This is a genomic window from Pseudomonas sp. F8002, assembly GCF_013385495.1.
Classification (GTDB): domain Bacteria; phylum Pseudomonadota; class Gammaproteobacteria; order Pseudomonadales; family Pseudomonadaceae; genus Aquipseudomonas.
Map to the genome: position 1 here is coordinate 79,793 of NZ_JACAPW010000017.1, position 18,404 is coordinate 98,196.

An 18,404-nucleotide genomic window follows, 5' to 3' on the forward strand; every position below is an offset into this window, starting at 1 on the left:
TTTTCCGTTCGAAGCCCGGCTTCCCGCCGGGCTTTTTGGTTTTTAAGCCAACTTCGCCAAACACTCTTCAAGAATATCCAGCCCTTCCTCCAGCACCGCCGCTTCAATCGTCAACGGCGCCAGCAGGCGGATGATATGCCGCGATTTGCCGCTGGGCATCAGCAACAAACCCGCCTCGCGGGCCAGTGCCAGCAGCTGGGTCAGTTGTTGTGGCGCCGGGCTGCCGTCGGCGTTGGCCAGTTCGATGCCACGCATGGCGCCCACGCCGGTCAAGCGGCCGAGGTAGGGGGAGAGCCTTTTCGAACACCATGATTCATAGCGACTGACGATCGCTTCTTCCTGCTGCGCGCCCCAACCTTGCAGGTGCTCGTCCGCCATTTCATCCAGGGTGGCCAAGGCCGCCGCGCAGGCAATCGGGTTACCGGAGTAGGTGCCGCCGAGGCCGCCTTTGGGCAGGTTGTCGAGCAATGTCTTGCGACCCACCACCGCACCCAACGGCACACCGCCGGCGATGCTTTTGCCCAGCAGGATCAGGTCCGGTTCGATGCCCAGGCGTGAGAAGGCGAAGCGCTGGCCGGTGCGGCCGAAGCCGGACTGGATTTCATCGGCAATCAACAGGATGTTTTTCTCATCGCAGAAGCGTCGCAGGGCCTGGGCAAATTCCACGTCCAGCGCCAGGAAACCACCTTCGCCCTGCACGGGTTCGATGATGAAACAGGCCACGTCGTCGACGTCGATTTCCACGCTGAACAGGCGGTCCATCGCCTTGAGTGCTTCGCCGCAGGTCACGCCGTTGTCGCGGCTGGGGTAGGGCAGGTGGAACACCGGCCCCGGCAATACGCCGACTTTTTGTTTGTAGGGTGCGACTTTACCGTTGAGGTTCAAGGTCGCCAGCGTGCGCCCGTGAAACGCACCGTCAAAGGCGATGACGGCGGTGCGGCCAGTGGCGCCGCGGACAATTTTCAGGGCGTTTTCCGCTGCTTCCGCGCCACTGTTGGTGAGCATGCCACTGACCGGGTAATCCACCGGGATGAATGCGGTAAGACGGTCCATCAGTTCGATGTAGGGCGCGTGAGGCGCAGCATTGAAGGCGTAGTGGGTGAGCCTGGTGGCCTGGTCGCGGATCGCCTCCACCACACGCGGGTGGCAGTGGCCCAGGTTGAGCACGCCGATGCCGCCGACGAAATCGATGAAGCGCTTGCCGGTGGTGTCCCAGACTTCGGCGTTCCGGCCATGGCTGAGGCTGATGGGGTGGACAATGGAAATCGACTGGCTGATGGTTTCGCGGCTCATGGATCCGGGACTCAAGAATAGGATGCGTCCTTTTATCTAAGCCGTGAGCCGCCTTGCCCCGCAAACGAAATAAAGTCGCCGGGTCATTATTAAAAGTCGGGATGTGCTATGGCGAGGGAGCAAGCTCCTTCGCCACATCCACCATCCAGTTCAGGAACGCCTTCACTTTCGGGATCTCCCCGGCATGTTCGGCATGGGCGATAAAGTGCGCGCCGGCACTCGGCATTCTGTAATCCCAGGGGATCACCAGGCTGGCGTTCGCCAATTCCTCGGCCACCAGATACTGCGGCACCAACGCCACGCCGTACCCCGATTGCGCGGCGCGGATGCACATGTAGAACGTGTCGAAACGCGGCCCGTGGTAGCTGTTTTGCGAGTGCAGGCCCTGTTCCAGAAACCACTCGTGCCAGGCTTCCGGGCGCGAGGTGCATTGCAGCAAGGTGTGGCGGGACGAGGCGTTGCTGCCAGCGGCAACAAACCCGGGGGCACAGACCGGCACCACGGCTTCGCGAAACAACTCGATGCAAGTTGCCCCCGGCCACGCTCCCTGGCCGAAGAAAAACGCGATATCCGCCTTGGCCTGCAACACGTCGAACGGCTCCAGTTCGTTGCGCACGTCCAGGTGGATATTGGGATGGCGCGCGGCAAAATCCTTGAGCTTGGGCACCAGCCAGCGGTCACCGAAGGTCGGCTGGGTGGCGATGCGCAGCACTTCGGTCTCGCCACCATAGGTGAGGATGTAGCGGCTGGAAATATCCACCTGGTTGAGGATCTTGCGCACTTCCTCCAGGTACAGCGAGCCCGCCGGCGACAGGTACAAACGCTGGCGCACCCGCTGGAACAGCGGGTGGCAGAGCATCTCTTCGAGCTGTGCCACCTGCTTGCTCACCGCGCTCTGGGTCAGGTGCAGTTCTTCGGCAGCGCGGGTGAAACTCAGGTGGCGGGCGGCGGCTTCGAAGCACTGCAGGGCGGTCATCGAAGGGGTCAAGCGTTTCGAGATCATGAGAAGTTCATTCCAAATCGGAAGGAGCCTTTGCCTAAACGTCGTTTGTGGCCAAGGTGTAAAGCCGTTGATACTGACCGGCAACACTATAAACGGCGCGGGTTTGTGGCGCCGAATAATAAAGACCGACAGGGAGCGCCTTGCATGAAGCACATGAAATCCACGTTGGCGGCATTCACCGCCGCAGCACTATTGGGGCTGGCCGCAAGCGCACACGCGGGGGCGACCCTGGATGCGATCCAGAAGAAGGGTTTTATCCAGTGTGGGGTCAGTGATGGGTTGCCGGGTTTTGGCGTGCCGGACGCCAACGGCAAGATGACCGGCATTGATGTGGACGTGTGTCACGCCGTCGCCGCAGCACTCTTTGGTGACGCGTCGAAAGTGAAGTTCAGCCAGTTGACCGCCAAGGAGCGTTTCACTGCGTTGCAATCCGGCGAGATCGACCTGATTTCCCGCAACACCACCTGGACCAGTTCCCGTGACGCGGGCATGGGCATGGTGTTCACCGGCGTGACCTACTACGACGGCATCGGGTTCCTGGTGAACACCAAGCTCGGTGTGAAGAGCGCCAAGGACCTGGACGGCGCGACCCTCTGCATCCAGGCCGGCACCACCACCGAGCTGAACGTCTCGGATTACTTTCGCGCCAACGGCCTGAAGTACACGCCGATTACCTTCGACACTGCTGACGAAAGTGCCAAGGGCCTCGAAGCGGGCCGCTGCGACGTGCTTACCACCGACCAGTCGGGGCTGTACGCCCAGCGGATCAAGATGGCTCACCCGGATGAGTTCGTCGTATTGCCTGAAGTCATTTCCAAGGAGCCATTGGGCCCGCTGGTGCGCAAGGGCGACGACGAGTGGTTCAGCATCGTCAAGTGGACGCTGTTCGCCATGCTCAATGCCGAGGAAATGGGCATCACTTCGCAGAACGTTGAAGAGCAAGCCAAGTCCAGCAAGAACCCGGACGTCGCCCGTTTGCTCGGCGCAGACGGTGACTACGGCAAGGACCTGAAACTGCGCAAGGACTGGGTCGTGCAGATCGTCAAGCAAGTGGGCAACTACAGCGAGGTGTTCGAGCGCAACATCGGCCAGGGCAGCGTGCTGAAGATCAAGCGCGGCCTTAATGCCCTGTGGAGCAACGGCGGGATCCAATACGCGCCGCCGGTTCGCTGAGGTTTCACGAAGAAACCGTGTCCTTGCCTGCCGCCTTGGAGCGATACAACGCCTGATCGGCCCTGGCCATCAGGCAGGCGGGTGACTCATCGTTGCGCCGCTCCACCACGCCGAGGCTCAACGTCACCTTGAAGCTGCCCACGGCGGGCAAGTCCTTGAGCGCACAGCGCATCCGCTCGGCCAATTCCCGCGCGGTCTCCAACGTGCTTTTGGGCACGATGACCATGAATTCATCGCCGCCCCAGCGGGCCAGCAAGTCGCCGTGGCGAATGCAGGCCTCCAGGCATTCCACCACGCGCACCAGGGTTTCATCGCCTACGGCATGGCCGTGCTGATCGTTGATGGGCTTGAAGTCGTCAATGTCCATGGCGATCAGCGACAGCGGCAGGCGAAACCGTTGGGCGCGAGCGCACTCTTCCAGCAGGACGCGTTCAAGGCGGTAACGATTGGCCACGCGAGTCAAGGCGTCGCGTTCGGCCAGGGAGCGATTCTCGTCCAGTTGCAACTGCAGTTGTTGATTGACACGCGACAGCTCGCGGGTGCGCTCGGCCACCAGGGCTTCAAGGGATTGATTGCGGCGCTCCAGCTGTTCGATGGACTGTTTGCGCGCCTGGATACTGCGGTGGGCGCCGACCATGCGTGCCACCGAGCCGTCGTCGTTACGTGCGATCACGTAGCCGCGGTCTTCGATCCACAGGTAGGAGCCGTCTTTCTTGCGGCAGCGGTATTCGGCTTGATAGTGAGTGGTGCGGCGGTTGATGTAGTTATCAAACAGCACCATCACTTGGGGATAGTCATCGGGATGAATCACGTTTTCCCAAGTGAATACGCTGTTTTCCAGGGAGTGATGGGCATAGCCGAGCATTTCGTACCAGCCGGGGTTGCGGTAAACGAACCCGGTGTTGGCGTTCCAGTCCCAGATCCCGTCGCTGACCAGCTCCATGATGGCATGCAGCATGTCGGCGTTAAGGTCGCAAAAGTCCTTCCTTGACGGTTCGCTGCCGGATGTATCGTCCATTGCGCACTCCCTGCGTGGACTGGCTCCTGGGGCCAGCCAAAATTGATGCCGATACTCCGTGGCTGGCGGTACTGTACAACGGCGCCTTGGCGCTTAGAAGGGGGTCTTTGGTCTAGTGGGGATGTGGCTAAAAGCCACTATTTGCTTGGGTTCAGCTTCTGATCAGGCGCCGCCATCCTGGTCCTGGGCGCCCCATTGGCATTGTGCTGATAAATCGCCTCAGGCTGCCCCTGCCGGTTAAAAAACACCTGCCCGATCCCGGCAGAATTCCAGAGCCGTTCGCCCGCTTCGGCGTGTTCCGGAATATGCGGCACTACCTGCATGAGTCGGCGACGGGTGAACCAGTTCAGCGGTGAGCGCGGTGAGTAGAGCCATCGATTGAGACGGTCGAACCATTCCAGCAAGCGCGGCGGGAATTCGTTCTTGATGCCGCTGCTGGTGATCTGCCAGATTTTTGGGCCGGCATTGCGGTGGCGAATCAGCACTTCATAGACGAACGAGTAGTGCACGTCTCCCGAGAGGATCACGTAGTTGCCCGGTGTGCGGGAGTGACGAAAGATGTTGAGGATCACCTGTGCCGCGCCGCGGTGGGCCATCCAGTTTTCCGCGTCCACCAGCAGCGGGTAGCCGCACCAGCTGAAGGCCTTCTGCACGGTTTCGATCAGCTTGACGCCGAAGATCGGCGCCGGTGAAACGATGATCGCGCAAGGGTGATCCAGCAGCTCCTGTTGCAGTTCGCTCAGTGCTTCCCAGTCCAGCAGGCCGGAGGGTTGCTTGAGGTTGAACTCGCTGCGCCAGCGCCGGGTACGGGTGTCGAGCACTACCAGTGCGGGGGTGGTGGGCAGCACGTAATGCCATTGCTGGAACTTCAGCAGATCATCCACCAGCTCATCTTGAGCGACAGGCTGCAGGTAGTTGTCGTGGGCCTGTGTGGTGAGCGCCAGGGTTTTGCCGATCACCGTATCGAACGCATCCGGGTTATTGCCCCAGCCCTGGCACAGCATGTAGGCCAGCAGTGCGTTGCCGATGATGCGCTTGGAGAACGGATGCCCGTAAGCGGTTTCTTCCCATTGGGCGCTGAGGTTCCAGTCGTCGGTGATGTCGTGATCATCGAAGATCATCAGGCAGGAGAGGTGGGCGAACACCCTGGCCACGCCACCCAGGCCGTTACGGAACGTGTCGATCTGCACTTGCTCGTGCCCATAGCGTACGTGCCCTTCGGCGCGCAGTTGCGGCGCTTGCGGTGTGATCAACTGCCACGGTACGGGCGACCACGCCAGCAGGTACATCGCCATGACCTCGGCAAAAGTCACCAGGTGGTTGTCGGCGCTGCTGCTGGTGAAAATAGGCTTCTTCACCCCGCCAAAAAAACGCTCGCGCAGGGTCTCGTTGCTCTTCAGGGCGGGCAACAGGTCGGCTCGATGGTAGTAGCTGGCGGCATGCTCATAAAGCGCGGCGCTGTTGTCGACCACGGCACCGTCGAGGTGTTCGTCGAACAGGCCGAGGCGCGTGATCAGCGCATGAATGGCCCGCAGCATCGGCCCCGCGACATCGTCGGCGTAGACCTGGTCGCCACTCATCATCAACAAGGCCGGGCGTTCCTCCAGGGTGTTCGATTCGGCCAGCAGCCGGTCGACACACAGCAAACCGTCGGCTGCGCTGTGATGGGGCTTGCGGCAGGAACCGTGGACCAATTGGTGGATGCGGCTGTGCAGGACGAAATGCGGGCCTTGTGCGCCCGGGTAGAGCAGGTGCGGCGCCCATTCGGCGATACCGGCACGGTTTACCAGCAGGTCGTAGCCGATGCTCACGTCCTGGGGCAGGGCTTCCGCCAGCGGTACGTCGATCAGGTGGATAAAGGCCTGGCGCCCGACGGGCACCACCTTGTATTGGCTGGCGTCCAACTCGATATCGAGCGCCGCGCCTTGGGCGACTTGCAGCCTCAGGGTCAATGCCAGGGGACGACTTCCCACCAGCCACATCACCAGGCGCCGCGGTTCCAGGCGTCGCAGCAACGGGCCGGCGAGTACAGCGGGAAGTGTGTCGGGGTGAGGCATCAAGGCAACGGCTCTGGGCAAGGTTGGGCCGAAAAGGTAACGCATTGAATGTCAGCGTTTTGTTAAGGCGCGATACCCGGGCGAGCCGCAAATTACCCGGCGCCCACTGGCCCGGGCTATAAACCTTTCATCTCAAATCATGACTGCGTGGCGCAGGTCTCGCCTTCGGCAATCATCCAGCGCAGCACTTCGGCCAGGGCCACACTGTGCTGGCGCTCGACCCAGCGCACACCCTGCGGGCTGTACCGTTCGACATAGCGGCTCAGCACCAGGCGGCCCTGCTCCGACGACAGGCTCAGGCGGGTTTCCCGGCAGAGCAGGGCGCTGGTCCCGCGTTTACGAACCTGACGTTGCAGGACCAGTGAGCTTGATTCAGAAATCATCGCCGGCTCCCTGTGCACAATTATCGGCCTGAGGCGATGTCGCCCCCTGCTTGCCCTCCAGCACAAAGGCCGCGCGGTGTTCGGCCACCACGTTACGCAAGGCACTGTAGTAGTCCGGCAGCTTTTGCAGGCTGTCGGTCAGCGGCAGCAACGAGGCGCGCGTGTCCACTGTGCCACCCACCAGGCTGATGGTGCCCAGGGTTTGCACGGTATCGCTGTCGCCCAGCGGCGCCACCAGGAAGTTCAGGGCCTTGCCCGCCGCATCGCGGCTGTTGCCGGTGCCCAGCAACGGCAGTTCGACAATCGGTCCGTTGCCAATCCCCCACACGCCAAAGGTCTGGCCGAAGTCGGCGGTGTGGCGAGGGATGCCCAGCGGGTCCGAGACATCAATCAAGCCGACGATCCCCACGGTGCTGTTCACCGCAAAACGTCCCAGGGTGTTGATCGAGCGCCGTGGGTTGCCTTGCAGCAGGTCGTTGATGAAGACCTTGGGCTCGCTGAAGTTGCTGGCGAAGTTATGCACACCCTGCTGGAAAAACTCCGGCATGTATCGGTAGCCTCGGGCTACAGGCGCCAGGGCGTAGTCATCCACCGCGCGGTTGAAGGCGAACACGCCCCGGTTGACTGGTTCAGCGGGGTCATACACCGGGTAGGAAACCTGTGCGCAGCGTGTGGTACTCGTTACGTTGGCCGGGCTCGCGCAGCCTGTGAGGTAAGACACAGTCAGCAACAACACCGCCTGGCGAGCCAGGTGCTGGGGATACGTCAGCGAGCGCATGGGGTCAGTCTCCGGGAAAAGGAAGCCGATGCTGGCAGCCGCAGCTTGCGCAAAGATGTCTGCTTTATTGCGCCGTTGACGCTTTATTGCACGATTGAAATATATGACGGGCCGCGTCGAATGGTTTTAGATGGCGCATCGACAAGACCAAGTGATGCCCATCGGTGAGCCATCTTTTAATCGTGGACGATGACCTCGAGGTCCTCGCCCTGCTGAAGAAATTCTTCCTGCAACATGGCTACACGGTCGAGACCGCCGCCAATGGCGCCGAGCTGTGGGCGGCCATGGAGCGTACACCTGCCGACCTGATCATCCTCGACCTGATGCTGCCGGGGGATAACGGCCTGTTGCTGTGCCAGCGCCTGCGCCAGCAATACGCAACACCGGTGATCATGCTGACCGCCATGGGCGAACTGAGTGATCGCGTGGTGGGCCTGGAAATGGGCGCCGATGATTACCTGAGCAAACCTTTCGATGCCCGTGAATTACTTGCACGGGTGCGCGCCGTACTGCGTCGGGCGGGTGAAAACCGGCCGACGTTGGGCGACGTGTCGCGCCCGCTGATTCGTTTCGCCGGCTGGCAACTGGACCTGACGCGCCGTGAGTTGCGCTCGCCGGACGAGGTGATGATCCCGTTGTCGTCCGGAGAGTTCGACCTGCTGCTGGTGTTCGTCGAACACCCGCAGCGCGTGCTCACCCGCGAGCAATTGCTGAACCTGGCGCGGGGCCATAGCCACGACGCGTTCGACCGCAGCATCGACGTGCAGGTCAGCCGCCTGCGACGCAAGCTGGAGTTCGACACCAAGCGCCCGGCGATGATTCGTACCGTGCGCAACGGTGGTTACCAGTTCACCGTCGCGGTGACCCGCTCATGAGCCGCTTCAAACCTCGGGACACCGTGGCCCGCTGGATTGCCCTGACCATCCTGATTGCGATGCTCACTGCGCTGGCCTTCAATGCGCTGTTTGTGCAACTGGCTGGCGTTTGGGCCAGGCCGCCGTTGGGTGAAACCGGCCTGTTGGAGAAGGTCGCGGTGATCGTGCGGATGATCGAAGCGGCGGAGCCGTCCCAGCGCGCGCAACTGACTCGGGCAGTGGCCGATGACAGCTTCAATGTGAGTTGGTCGGCCACCCGCACAGGCATTGATGTGCCGGTTCTGGAAGACCCGGGGTTTCACTCCGACCAGGTGTTCAAGCAGCTGCTCAAGGGGCCGGAACGGCGAATGGAAGCCTACGAACCGTCCGACTGGCCTGGCCCCGGCGGGCGCTATGCGCTGGTGGTGCAGCTGGTGGATGAATCCTGGCTGATGTTCAGCGCGCCGTCGCGCAGCTGGGGCCTGGCGGAAGGCCCGCGAAGCCTGATCGTGCTGATGCTGGTACTGATTTCCACCGCGCTGGTCACGCTGATCGCCACCCGGCGCCTGGCCCGGCCGCTGCAGTATTTCGCCCAGGGTGTGCGACGTTTCGGCGCCGACTTTCGTGCGCCGCCTATCGAGCCGGTCGGCCCCCAGGAAATCCGCCAGGCGATTCTCGCGTTCAACGGCATGCAGGCGCAGTTGCAGCACTTCATCCAGGACCGCACCCAGATGCTCGCCGCGATTTCCCATGACCTGCGTGCGCCGCTGACCCGCCTGCGCCTGCGGGGGGAATTCATCGAAGATGCCGACCAGCAGCACCGCCTGTTCCGGGATGTCGACGAGATGCAGGCGATGATCAACACCGCGCTGGAATTCTTTCGCGACGATGCGCGCCTGGAACAGGCCACCCAACTGGACCTTGCGGAGTTGCTGCAAACGCTGATTGACGACTACCGCGACCAGTCCATCGACATCGGCTTCAATGGCCCGCCACGGCTGGTGTATTTCGGTCGTCCGCTGGGGCTCAAGCGAGTGATGACCAACCTGATGGACAATGCGATCCACTACGGGCTGGCGCCGCAGATTGAGCTGCAACAGAGCCCGGGAAGGGTGACGGTGCGGGTGCTGGACCGTGGCCCGGGCATCCCGCAGGAGCAGCATGAGCAGGTGTTCCTGCCGTTCTTTCGTCTGGAAGGTTCACGCAATAAAAGTACCGGGGGTGTCGGTTTGGGACTCTCCACGGCACGGGCGATCGTCCTGGAACACGGTGGAACGCTGACCCTGGAAAATCGCCCGTGCGGCGGGTTGGCCGCCGTGGTGGTGTTGCCGGTTTAGGAAGGCTTAACGGTCAGAGCAAATTGGGTCCCAAACCGCTCAGATTACTGCTGTTCGACTGAAAACTTTGCTGGTTGGAACTGCTACGCGAGGGCTCATCGTTTGGTTTGGGGGCCGGCTGAACAGGTTGGACGGGTTGAGTGGCTTGAGGCGAATGAGTGGGCCCATTGAAGGATTGGATATGGAAAGCGCTGCCAATGATTGGAAAGGACATAGATTTTGGCTCTCATTAGAAAGGACGTGAAGTGTGCGCATTCACCTCCCTTTGAGTGCGTCCTGATCAGTGGCCCTGGCCCGGTCCGGCGTTCCGGGCCTTTGGGTTTCCATATGCTTCGCCGTCTCGATGAGGCGCCGTTTCAAGCCGGCTTGGGCACCGTAAACCGAAACTCGCTGCCTCGCCCCAACTCACTCTCAGCCTCGATCCGCCCGCCGTGGGCCTGCACGATGCCTTGGGTGATGTACAGCCCCAGGCCGCTGCCGGTGGGATTGTTTTCGGTTTGCGTCCAGTAACGATCAAACACGTGAGGCAACTGATCAGGGGCGATCCCTTCGCCGGAGTCACGCACCGAAAACACGATCTCTTCGCCATTGCTCAACGCACTGATGCCGATATTGCCCTGGCGCGGGGTGAACTTGATGGCGTTGCCGATCAGGTTCGACAGCACCTGGAACAACCGTTCCGGGTCGGCATGGATTTGCAGCCCGGGTTCGGCATTGAAGGACAGGTCGATGCCCTTTTCCATCGCCAGGGGCGCGAGCAGTGAATAGGCCTCCTCGAACATCTGGCTCACGTCCAGGGCCACCGGCTTGACGGTGTAGCGCCCGGCTTCGATCTTCGAGGTGTCGAGCAAATCTTCCAGCAGCACATTCATGCGCCCGGCGGCTTGTTGCATGGTATCGATGGCCGAGGAAATCCGTCGCGAGGTGTGTGGGCCATCGGAACTGAAGGCCTTTTGCATCATGCCGCAGAGCATCGAGATCACCGTCATCGGGTTGCGCAGGTCGTGGGAAACCACCGCCACCAGTTCATCCCGGGCGCGCACCGCCTGTTGTTCACGCAGCACCTGGCGGGCCAGGTCATTTTCCAGGGCCGAGCGGCGCAGGTCGTTGGCGGCGAAGCGGTCACCGTGGCTCCATTTGGTGGAAATGCCGGCCATCTCCACCTTCCAGATTTCAAACGAGGTGCGTGGGCGAAGGTGCAGGCCCGCGTCGGTGCTTTCCAGGTCCAGGGGTTTGTTCGGGTCGCCGCTCCAGTTGATGTTTTCCTTCACTTCGGGACGAAACCACAACACGCCGTTGTCCACCGGCTTGGGCAAGCTCATGGCCAGCACGCCACTGGCTACGTGCTGGTATTCAGCCGCCGGCGGGTAAACCGAGGCCAGGTTATGGCTGGCAAAAACCGGCTGCCCGGTCTCTTGCAGCCACTTGTGCAGGGCGCGAATCTGCGCAGGTTCCGGGCAATTGCCGTAACGGTGCAGTTGCTTGTCTTCGATGATCGCCACACCGCCTGCGAGGGTCAGGTCCATCAGCAATTGCGGACGCTGCGCCAGGCCATCGAAGACGTTTGCGGGCGAGGCCTGCATGGCCTGGCTGAGCAAGGCCAGGGCCTCGACTTTTTCTTCGCGCTGGCGGCTTAGGTCCAGGGCCTCCATGGCGCTGATCTGCAACGACAGCACCTGGCCGATGGTCTGGCACGCGGTGCGCAAATCATTGGGCACCAGCAGCGGCTGGCGGTTGCCGCAACTGATCAGGCCCCAGAGTTTGTCGCCGGCCATCAGGGAGATGCTCATGGACGACAGCACCCCCATGTTTTTCATGTACTGGCAGTGAATCGGCGACACGCTGCGCAGGGTGGCGAAGCTCAGGTCCAGGGGCTGGCCGGTGTCCGGGCGCAACCTGGGCACCAGCGGCACTGCCTCATAATCGGCATTGGGGATGATCCGCAGCCAATTGGTGCGGTACAGCTCCCGGGCTTGTTCGGGGATGTCAGACGCCGGGAAGAACAGGCCGTTGAACAATTCCATCGACGGGGCGGACGCTTCGGCGATCACCTGGCCGTGGCCTTCCTCTTCGAAACGATAAATCAGCACCCGGTCGTAGCCGGTCATGGCCTGGATTTCGTTGACGCTGATTTCATACAAGGCTTGCAGGGTTTTCGCTGCCTGCAGGCGTTGCAGCATCTTGCCCAGGTTGCTGGTCCGACCATTGAGTGCCCGCGGCTGGAAGTCCTTGAGCCGTGGTTCGAACTCCAGCACCAGCACATCCTGATGGCGGTGCAGCAAGCCTTCGAACTCGGCGCCGTTGAGGGTCATGTGCAGCGGTGCGGCGTCGAAAAAGCTGTTTTGCGTGACCATGGCCCGGACGGCTTCGGCATGTTCAATGCCGATCAATGTGTGCAGCGGCTGGCCCAGCAGGGATTCCGGCGAGTGGTTGAACAGTTCGGCTACGTTGGCGCTCACCTGCACGATATGCAGGTCCGGCTCGGACAGGGTCAGCAGCGCACCGTGGGGCTGGATGGCCCCCGGGAAGCGGATGGGTTCGTCTGCACAGTTGGCAAGCAACTCTTCAAAATCTTCGGGTTTCATAGCAGTACCTCCTGGCTGTCGAGCCATTGCTCAAAGCAGCTGAATGTCGAGCGAGCCGCGTTCACGGCGCGCAGTTTGGCGTGCGCATCGAGGGGCACATGGCTCAGGTAGTCGAGAAAGTCTTTCCAGCGCCGACCGGTTTCAGCGCCGTACACGTTGAGAAACGCGCCGCCGTTGTCGGCATCCAGTCCCAGGCGCTGGGCCATTTCCCGGCGCAGGATCTGCCCGCCCAGGGTGGCACCTTCCAGCACATACAGCGCGCCCAGGCAGGCGGCCGGCGTGTCGAGGAGCGGTAGCGACATGCAATGGGGAAGGGCGGCGATGGCTCGGGCGTCCAGGCCCAGGGCGTGAAGATCCGTCAGCAAGGTGGGAGTTTTGCGACGCAGCACCTGATCAAACCCCACGGGGATCAAGCCGCTGTCGTTCAGCGTCGTTTCCAGAGGGTTGTAGAACCCGTAATAGGCCTGGAGCAGGCGTTTATACCGAGTGTGATCCAGCTGCGGGGAGAAAAACGGCAAGCGCTTTTCCAGGGCGACGTGCAGTAAAGCGGTACCCGAGCGCAGGGCTTCAAGTACAGGGGGCGCACCAACGTCATGGGCCTGTGAATGCATTCAGTAAACTCGAACTGGGGGCCTGCTGGCCATGTAAGGTTGCTTAATAACTGACCGCAGGAGTCGCCGTGAAGTTCGCCTTGGCTGATATCGCGATGCTATCAGTGCATGGGTGAATCCTTCACCAGGGCCGACTGCACGCAGTCGATCAGGCGCTTGGTGGTCCATGGCTTGGGCAGGAACCGCACGGTGCTGCCCAACTGCGAGGCCATTTCGGTGTTGCCCGAGGTCAGCACCACCGGCAGCGTCGGCCAGCGATGGGCGACTACTTTGCTCAAGTCGTAGCCATTGAGCAGGCCGGGCATCTGGATATCGCTGACAATCAAGTCTACCGGATCACTGGCCCGTTCAAGAAAAATCATCCCTTCGTCTGCGGACGGAAACGAGGTCACCACCGCGCCGAATTCCTCCAGTACATCTACCATCAACGAGCGAATGATTTCGTCGTCTTCCAGCACCAATATCGATGGCTGAGCCATGATCCTTACTCCACCATCCGGGTTAAGTAAGGTGGAGTGGGGCGCCGTTGAATAGGTTCGATTGGATGTTTTTTTTGCGATGGGTGGTCATTTGGTTGCCTTTGAATTGCGTCAGGGCAGGGCGCTCCACTGGCTAAACCTGCTAGAAGCGTTCATCCAGCAGCGCCGGCAATGTCAGCTCCTTGACGAAACTGGCGCCGGACAGGCTCAAGACCATACGCACCACCTGCACCACGTCATGCACCGGAATCAATTGGCCCTCACCGCGCTGTTCGGCCTGGGTGCGTGAGGTGCTCAAGGAATCTTCGGTATTCAGATAGCCCAGGTTCAGGCAAGTGACGCCCAGGCGCTGCTGGCGATAGCCTTCACGCAGCGCATCGGCGATGCCGCGCAAGGCGAATTTCGAGGCGCCGAACGCCACTTCGGGCCGGCCGCTCTGGGGCAGTCCCGAGGTTGAGCCGGTGAGGATGATGCGCGGCTGTGGGCTCTTCAATAACACCGGCAGCAGCCGCTTGACCAACAACAGCGGTGCGGTGATGTTGCAGCTGACGATGGCTTCCAGTTGCGTGTCCTCGTCGGTGAGATAGCTGTACGCCGGATCAAACGCCCGCGCCTCCCAGATGCCCAGGTTATAGATCAGTGTGTCCAGCCCGCCTGCCGCCACCGCCTGCTCGATGACGTGCGCCGCTTGGCCAGGCACGCCAAGGTCTGCTTCCACCCAGCGCACCTCGGCGCCAGTGCTGCACATCAAGGGATCAGGGCGACTGCGGGACACCCCGATCAGCGTATCCCCAACCCCGCCCAGCCCTTCCATCAAGGCCCTGCCCAATCCTTTGCTTGCACCGACCACCATGGTTTTCATCGCTTGTCTCCTGAACCGCTGTGCCGAGAGGAGCGGGCATGCAAGCAGAGTGGTGGGGTGATATCAATTGAGTGGCTGTTTCCAGATGTTAATCTCAGGTGTTTCAACGATCCCGGGTTGTCTCATGCTGACTGTTATCCGACTTGCCGCCGCACCCGACGCAGTGTGTTTACCTGCAATAGAGCGCAGTGCGGCCCAGTCCTTTCGTGCGATCGAATCCTTGAGCTGGCTGGCCGATGCCGAGGTCATGAGTGTTGAACGTCATCTGCAGTTGATCGCGTGGGGTACGTGTTGGGTGGCGGTGGATGCTGCTGGCCAGGTCCAGGGTTTTCTCAGTGCACAGATGCTTGATGACGACCTGCACATCCATGAACTGTCGGTGGCGCAGGTCATGCAGGGCCGTGGCGCAGGGCGGCAATTGCTTGAGGCCGTGATGAATGAGGCTCGCTCGCGCCGGTTGCGGGCAGTCACCTTGACCACATTTTGCGACGTGCCCTGGAACAGCCCGTTTTATCAGCGGCTGGGATTTGAGCAAGCACATTCGCTGGCGCCGGATCATCGTTTGGCAGAGGCTCTGCGTGAGGAGTATCGTCACGGTTTTGCGCCGGGCAGTCGCTGTGCCATGTCATGGCAGGTCGTAGCGCGTTAAGTAAAGGCACCCCAAGGATTCTCATGTTTATCCGAAACCCCCTCGTCCCCGAACTCATCGTGACGGCCCTCACGAGCAGCCTCGACTTCTGGGTCACCCAGTTGGGATTCGACATTGGTTATCAGCGCTCCGAAGAAGGCTTTGCCTACCTCGACCTGCAAGGCGCGCAAATCATGCTGGAGCAATACGATCCGGATGCCGGCCAGTGGCTGACCGCACCCTTGGAAAAACCCTTGGGACGAGGCATTAACCTGCAAATCGATGTGCCTGCCGTGGCGCCTGTTCTGCAGCGTCTGGCTGCCATCGGCTGGCCGCTGTTCCGCGACGTTGAGGACGCTTGGTACCGGGCGGGTGAGGTGGAAGCGGGGCAGCGGCAGTTCATCGTGCAAGACCCGGACGGCTACCTGGTGCGTCTGGTGCAGCGGTTGGGCGAACGACCTGTGGGGACTCATTCATGAAATACGCCGTTTTACTGGCCATTGCCTTGATCGGTGGGGCCTTCAGTCTCCAGGCTCTCGCAGAAGGCGATGCCCAAGCCGGTGAAAAGCTGTTCAGCAAAACCTGTGGCGGTTGCCATAGCGTCGGCGAAAATGCACGGGGCGGTTTCGGGCCGCAACTCAACGGCATCATTGGTCGACCGGCTGGCACCACCACTGACTATCAGTATTCAGATGCGATGAAAAATTCAGGCGTGGTCTGGACGCGGGACAAGCTGGCCGCCTATATCGAGGCGCCGAAAAAGGTGGTGAGCGGCACCCGGATGATTTTCTGGGGGATCAGCGATCAGGAGAAAATCGACAACTTGCTGGCGTACCTTGCGACATTTCAGGCGCAATAAACACCGATCCCAAGACAAGGATTTCACCCCATGGTCGCACCGCGTATCCGGCCGCTTGCCCTTTGTATCTTTCACCGCAACGGTCGAATTCTGGTTCACGAATTCCAGGATGCGGTGAAACAGCAGACAGTCTTTCGCCCCATCGGTGGCGGCATCGAATTCGGTGAACACAGCGCCGAGGCCATCGTGCGAGAAGTCCAGGAGGAACTGGCGCAGCCTATTCACAGCCTGCACTTGCTCGGCACGCTTGAAAGTATCTTCACCTACGACGGCAACCCCGGACACGAGATCGTCCAGGTCTACGATGGCCAATTTGCGGATCAGAGCCTATACGAGCAGCCGTATCTTGACGGTGCTGAAAGCAACGGTTTTGCGTTCAAGGTGAGTTGGAAGGGCAGCTCAAGCTTCACCGCGCAGTCGCCACTGGTACCGGAAGGGCTTTACGCGCTGCTCAAGGGCGCCGCGCTACTGGATTGACGGCACGCGTCCCGATAATGCCTCGGGGCCTTTCCTGTCACTCGCTTGAAGGCGTTGCTGAACGCACTTTCGGATCCGTACCCCAACGACTGCGCTAACACGCCCACTGACAGATTCCCCTCGCGCAACGCTCGTTGTGCAAGGCGCATGCGCCACTCGGTCAGGTACGCCAACGGTGGTACCCCGGCAACGCTCTTGAAGTAGTGCGAAAAGGTGGTGCGCGACATCGCAGCCGCCGTAGCCAGGTCTTCCAGTGTCCAGGCACGCCCCGGCTCGCTGTGCATCAAGCGCAGCGCGAGGGCCAGGCGCTTGTCGCTGACCGTGCGCAGCCAGCCTTCGGGTAATACGCCCGAGGTCTCGACATAGGCCCGCAGGATCTGGATAAACATCAACTGCGCCAGTTGCGCCGACGCCAAGCTTGCCCCGAGCAAATTGGCTTGCCCCTCATGTGCCAACTGGCCGAGTAGCCATTGCATGATTGTCGCTTGCGGCGACGTGGCCCGCACGTGGATCAGGGGCGGCAGCGCGTTGGCCAGCAGGCCGCCACTCTCCGGGTCCAGTTGCACGTAGCCGCCGATTTGCACACAGCCCTGGCCGTCACCGATTTGCGGGAAGCGGCCGGCGTCAGCGAATAATTGCCGCGCTTCCAAAGGCGCGACAGACACATCGCCTGCAAGCACAAACGAGCGTTGCGCACACAGCAGGAACACATCGCCCGCCTCAATCAACACCGGCGCCAGTTCGCCATCCATCCACAACCAGCACTGCCCCTTCACCACCCCGAAAAACTTGATCTTGTCCGGCGCGGGAAAACGCAGGGCCCAGGCGCCGCCCGCGCTGAAGCCGCCGGTCATAACCGATTGGGCATTCACGAACGTGAGAATCTCGGAAAACGGGTCGCTGGGCATATTCGTACTTTTACGCATGTAAATGGGATAATCGAGTATTCAGAGTACGGCTTTCGAGGGGTAGCGTGTTAACCACACGTCCAATGGAGACTCTGTCATGCCCACAGTACAAAAACCGATCCATAGCGGCTATGGAGCAGCAACCACCGCCGCCGAAGTCATCCGGGGCGTCGATCTCTCGGGCAAGGTGGCGATTGTCACGGGCGGCTACTCCGGCATTGGCCTGGTCACCGCCCGTACCCTGGCTGCCGCGGGCGCCCGCGTGATCGTCCCGGCCCGTGACCTGGCCAAGGCACGCGCCGCACTCAAACCTTACCCACAGCTGCAACTTGAACCCCTGGACTTGATGGACGCCCAGTCCATCGAACAGTTTGCCGAGCGCTTTCTGGCGACAGGCTGCCCGCTGCACCTGCTGATCAATAACGCGGGCATCATGGCGCCGCCGCTGAGCCGCAATGCCCAGGGCTACGAATCTCAGTTTGCGACCAACCATCTCGGGCATTTCCTGCTTACCCAGCGCCTGTGGCCGGCCTTGCAGCGCGCCGAAGGTGCACGGGTGGTGACGCTGTCCTCACGGGGGCATGTGCACGGCGCCGTCGACTTTGACGACTGGAATTTCGAGCGCCAGGCCTACGATCCATGGAGGGCCTACGGTCAGTCCAAGACTGCCAATGCGCTGTTCGCCGTGCATCTGGATACGCTCGGTGCGGCGAGTGGGGTAAGGGCTTTTGCGGTGCATCCCGGTGGAATCATTACCGATCTGGTGCGGCACATGAAGCCTGAAGTCTTGCAGGCATCAGGCTATGTCGACGAGCACGGGAAACCGGTGATCGACCCTGAGCGGAACATGAAAACCCCGGAGCAAGGCGCGGCCACCAGTGTGTGGTGCGCGGTGAGTGGGCAGTTGGCGGGAATGGGCGGGGTCTATTGCGAGAACTGTGATGTGGCGGCGGCAGTGAGTGCGGAATCGGAAGAGCAGTTGGGTGTCAGGCCGTGGGCGGTGGATACCGGGTTGGCGCAGCGGCTGTGGATACTTAGCGAGCAGCTTGTCGCAGGGCGATAGGCCGCAGTGTGGGGTCAGCTCACTGACCCCATCGGC

The 18,404-nt window shown here is 61.4% G+C and carries 19 protein-coding genes; 8 read left to right on the forward strand and 11 right to left on the reverse strand.

Going from position 1 to position 18,404, the window contains the following annotated elements; all coding sequences use genetic code 11:
- Positions 1 to 42: 42 nt before the first annotated feature.
- Both HX811_RS14915 and HX811_RS14920 read right to left on the reverse strand, forming a co-directional pair.
- Positions 43 to 1,293, reverse strand: a complete 1,251-nt coding sequence (locus HX811_RS14915; protein ID WP_177046393.1) for an aspartate aminotransferase family protein — start codon at positions 1,291 to 1,293, stop codon at positions 43 to 45.
- Between the two features lie 106 nt (positions 1,294 to 1,399).
- On the reverse strand, positions 1,400 to 2,296 hold the full coding sequence (locus HX811_RS14920; RefSeq protein ID WP_177046395.1) for a LysR substrate-binding domain-containing protein: 897 nt from the start codon (positions 2,294 to 2,296) through the stop codon (positions 1,400 to 1,402).
- Positions 2,297 to 2,440: 144 nt separating this feature from the next.
- On the opposite strand from HX811_RS14920, the gene HX811_RS14925 reads away from it, so the two are divergent.
- On the forward strand, positions 2,441 to 3,469 hold the full coding sequence (locus tag HX811_RS14925; RefSeq protein WP_177046396.1) for an amino acid ABC transporter substrate-binding protein: 1,029 nt from the start codon (positions 2,441 to 2,443) through the stop codon (positions 3,467 to 3,469).
- Positions 3,470 to 3,473: 4 nt separating this feature from the next.
- On the opposite strand, the gene HX811_RS14930 is transcribed toward HX811_RS14925, so the two are convergent.
- The 4 genes from HX811_RS14930 to HX811_RS14945 all read right to left on the reverse strand — a co-directional run bounded on the left by HX811_RS14930 (position 3,474) and on the right by HX811_RS14945 (position 7,705).
- Positions 3,474 to 4,487 carry a diguanylate cyclase gene (locus tag HX811_RS14930; RefSeq protein WP_023659140.1) on the reverse strand — a complete coding sequence of 338 codons (1,014 nt, stop codon included), beginning with the start codon at positions 4,485 to 4,487 and terminating at the stop codon, positions 3,474 to 3,476.
- A gap of 137 nt (positions 4,488 to 4,624) precedes the next feature.
- Positions 4,625 to 6,544 carry an alkaline phosphatase D family protein gene (locus HX811_RS14935; protein WP_177046398.1) on the reverse strand — a complete coding sequence of 640 codons (1,920 nt, stop codon included), beginning with the start codon at positions 6,542 to 6,544 and terminating at the stop codon, positions 4,625 to 4,627.
- Positions 6,545 to 6,681: 137 nt separating this feature from the next.
- Complete coding sequence (locus HX811_RS14940) at positions 6,682 to 6,927, reverse strand: hypothetical protein (protein WP_003210371.1); 246 nt, start codon at positions 6,925 to 6,927, stop codon at positions 6,682 to 6,684.
- The gene (locus tag HX811_RS14945; protein WP_177046401.1) at positions 6,917 to 7,705 is read right to left on the reverse strand and encodes a VacJ family lipoprotein; all 789 of its coding nucleotides are present in this window, start codon (positions 7,703 to 7,705) and stop codon (positions 6,917 to 6,919) included. Before HX811_RS14945 ends, HX811_RS14940 begins: the two co-directional genes overlap by 11 nt.
- A 164-nt stretch (positions 7,706 to 7,869) precedes the next feature.
- Between HX811_RS14945 and HX811_RS14950 the strand changes: the two genes are divergently transcribed.
- Both HX811_RS14950 and HX811_RS14955 read left to right on the forward strand, forming a co-directional pair.
- A complete protein-coding gene (locus tag HX811_RS14950) occupies positions 7,870 to 8,580 on the forward strand; it encodes a response regulator (RefSeq protein WP_177046402.1) in 711 nt (236 codons plus the stop codon).
- Positions 8,577 to 9,896, forward strand: coding sequence for an ATP-binding protein (locus HX811_RS14955; RefSeq protein WP_003210366.1), 1,320 nt, complete (start codon positions 8,577 to 8,579; stop codon positions 9,894 to 9,896). Before HX811_RS14950 ends, HX811_RS14955 begins: the two co-directional genes overlap by 4 nt.
- Positions 9,897 to 10,252: 356 nt before the next feature.
- Here the strand turns inward: HX811_RS14955 and HX811_RS14960 are convergent, their stop codons facing one another.
- From HX811_RS14960 to HX811_RS14975, 4 genes are all read right to left on the reverse strand, one after another.
- Positions 10,253 to 12,481 (reverse strand): ATP-binding protein, encoded by a 2,229-nt coding sequence (locus tag HX811_RS14960; RefSeq protein ID WP_102605925.1) that lies wholly within the window; start codon positions 12,479 to 12,481, stop codon positions 10,253 to 10,255.
- Entirely contained in the window at positions 12,478 to 13,092 is a 615-nt protein-coding gene (locus HX811_RS14965) for a biliverdin-producing heme oxygenase (protein WP_177008168.1), read from the reverse strand. Before HX811_RS14965 ends, HX811_RS14960 begins: the two co-directional genes overlap by 4 nt.
- 101 nt (positions 13,093 to 13,193) lie before the next feature.
- Positions 13,194 to 13,571 carry a response regulator gene (locus HX811_RS14970; RefSeq protein ID WP_177046404.1) on the reverse strand — a complete coding sequence of 126 codons (378 nt, stop codon included), beginning with the start codon at positions 13,569 to 13,571 and terminating at the stop codon, positions 13,194 to 13,196.
- 142 nt (positions 13,572 to 13,713) lie between these two features.
- Positions 13,714 to 14,433 carry an SDR family oxidoreductase gene (locus tag HX811_RS14975; protein WP_177046406.1) on the reverse strand — a complete coding sequence of 240 codons (720 nt, stop codon included), beginning with the start codon at positions 14,431 to 14,433 and terminating at the stop codon, positions 13,714 to 13,716.
- Positions 14,434 to 14,557: 124 nt separating this feature from the next.
- Here HX811_RS14975 and HX811_RS14980 point away from each other — a divergent pair, with 124 nt between their 5' ends.
- From HX811_RS14980 to HX811_RS14995, 4 genes are read left to right on the forward strand one after another with little or no spacing between them, the layout of a single operon-like run.
- On the forward strand, positions 14,558 to 15,082 hold the full coding sequence (locus HX811_RS14980) for a GNAT family N-acetyltransferase (protein ID WP_143495556.1): 525 nt from the start codon (positions 14,558 to 14,560) through the stop codon (positions 15,080 to 15,082).
- Positions 15,083 to 15,105: 23 nt separating this feature from the next.
- Positions 15,106 to 15,540, forward strand: coding sequence for a VOC family protein (locus tag HX811_RS14985; RefSeq protein WP_087695151.1), 435 nt, complete (start codon positions 15,106 to 15,108; stop codon positions 15,538 to 15,540).
- The gene (locus HX811_RS14990; protein ID WP_177046408.1) at positions 15,537 to 15,920 is read left to right on the forward strand and encodes a cytochrome c family protein; all 384 of its coding nucleotides are present in this window, start codon (positions 15,537 to 15,539) and stop codon (positions 15,918 to 15,920) included. Before HX811_RS14985 ends, HX811_RS14990 begins: the two co-directional genes overlap by 4 nt.
- A 30-nt stretch (positions 15,921 to 15,950) precedes the next feature.
- The gene (locus HX811_RS14995) at positions 15,951 to 16,397 is read left to right on the forward strand and encodes an NUDIX hydrolase (RefSeq protein ID WP_177046410.1); all 447 of its coding nucleotides are present in this window, start codon (positions 15,951 to 15,953) and stop codon (positions 16,395 to 16,397) included.
- On the opposite strand, the gene HX811_RS15000 is transcribed toward HX811_RS14995, so the two are convergent.
- Entirely contained in the window at positions 16,361 to 17,305 is a 945-nt protein-coding gene (locus HX811_RS15000) for an AraC family transcriptional regulator (RefSeq protein ID WP_177046412.1), read from the reverse strand. The two genes, HX811_RS14995 and HX811_RS15000, sit on opposite strands and share 37 nt — an antisense overlap.
- Positions 17,306 to 17,402: 97 nt before the next feature.
- Here HX811_RS15000 and HX811_RS15005 point away from each other — a divergent pair, with 97 nt between their 5' ends.
- Positions 17,403 to 18,368, forward strand: coding sequence for an oxidoreductase (locus HX811_RS15005; protein WP_003210351.1), 966 nt, complete (start codon positions 17,403 to 17,405; stop codon positions 18,366 to 18,368).
- The last annotated feature ends 36 nt before the right edge of the window (positions 18,369 to 18,404 follow it).

Excerpts from the sequence above, each read along its gene's own strand:
- HX811_RS14915 (WP_177046393.1), bottom strand. The coding sequence starts at position 1,293 with ATGAGCCGCGAAACCATCAGCCAGTCGATTTCCATTGTCCACCCCATC.
- HX811_RS14990 (WP_177046408.1), top strand. The coding sequence starts at position 15,537 with ATGAAATACGCCGTTTTACTGGCCATTGCCTTGATCGGTGGGGCCTTC.
- HX811_RS14980 (WP_143495556.1), top strand. The coding sequence starts at position 14,558 with ATGCTGACTGTTATCCGACTTGCCGCCGCACCCGACGCAGTGTGTTTA.
- HX811_RS15005 (WP_003210351.1), top strand. The coding sequence starts at position 17,403 with ATGCCCACAGTACAAAAACCGATCCATAGCGGCTATGGAGCAGCAACC.
- HX811_RS14960 (WP_102605925.1), bottom strand. The coding sequence starts at position 12,481 with ATGAAACCCGAAGATTTTGAAGAGTTGCTTGCCAACTGTGCAGACGAA.
- HX811_RS14935 (WP_177046398.1), bottom strand. The coding sequence starts at position 6,544 with ATGCCTCACCCCGACACACTTCCCGCTGTACTCGCCGGCCCGTTGCTG.
- HX811_RS15000 (WP_177046412.1), bottom strand. The coding sequence starts at position 17,305 with ATGCCCAGCGACCCGTTTTCCGAGATTCTCACGTTCGTGAATGCCCAA.
- HX811_RS14920 (WP_177046395.1), bottom strand. The coding sequence starts at position 2,296 with ATGATCTCGAAACGCTTGACCCCTTCGATGACCGCCCTGCAGTGCTTC.
- HX811_RS14925 (WP_177046396.1), top strand. The coding sequence starts at position 2,441 with ATGAAGCACATGAAATCCACGTTGGCGGCATTCACCGCCGCAGCACTA.
- HX811_RS14970 (WP_177046404.1), bottom strand. The coding sequence starts at position 13,571 with ATGGCTCAGCCATCGATATTGGTGCTGGAAGACGACGAAATCATTCGC.
- HX811_RS14955 (WP_003210366.1), top strand. The coding sequence starts at position 8,577 with ATGAGCCGCTTCAAACCTCGGGACACCGTGGCCCGCTGGATTGCCCTG.
- HX811_RS14965 (WP_177008168.1), bottom strand. The coding sequence starts at position 13,092 with ATGCATTCACAGGCCCATGACGTTGGTGCGCCCCCTGTACTTGAAGCC.
- HX811_RS14945 (WP_177046401.1), bottom strand. The coding sequence starts at position 7,705 with ATGCGCTCGCTGACGTATCCCCAGCACCTGGCTCGCCAGGCGGTGTTG.
- HX811_RS14995 (WP_177046410.1), top strand. The coding sequence starts at position 15,951 with ATGGTCGCACCGCGTATCCGGCCGCTTGCCCTTTGTATCTTTCACCGC.
- HX811_RS14940 (WP_003210371.1), bottom strand. The coding sequence starts at position 6,927 with ATGATTTCTGAATCAAGCTCACTGGTCCTGCAACGTCAGGTTCGTAAA.
- HX811_RS14985 (WP_087695151.1), top strand. The coding sequence starts at position 15,106 with ATGTTTATCCGAAACCCCCTCGTCCCCGAACTCATCGTGACGGCCCTC.
- HX811_RS14930 (WP_023659140.1), bottom strand. The coding sequence starts at position 4,487 with ATGGACGATACATCCGGCAGCGAACCGTCAAGGAAGGACTTTTGCGAC.
- HX811_RS14975 (WP_177046406.1), bottom strand. The coding sequence starts at position 14,433 with ATGAAAACCATGGTGGTCGGTGCAAGCAAAGGATTGGGCAGGGCCTTG.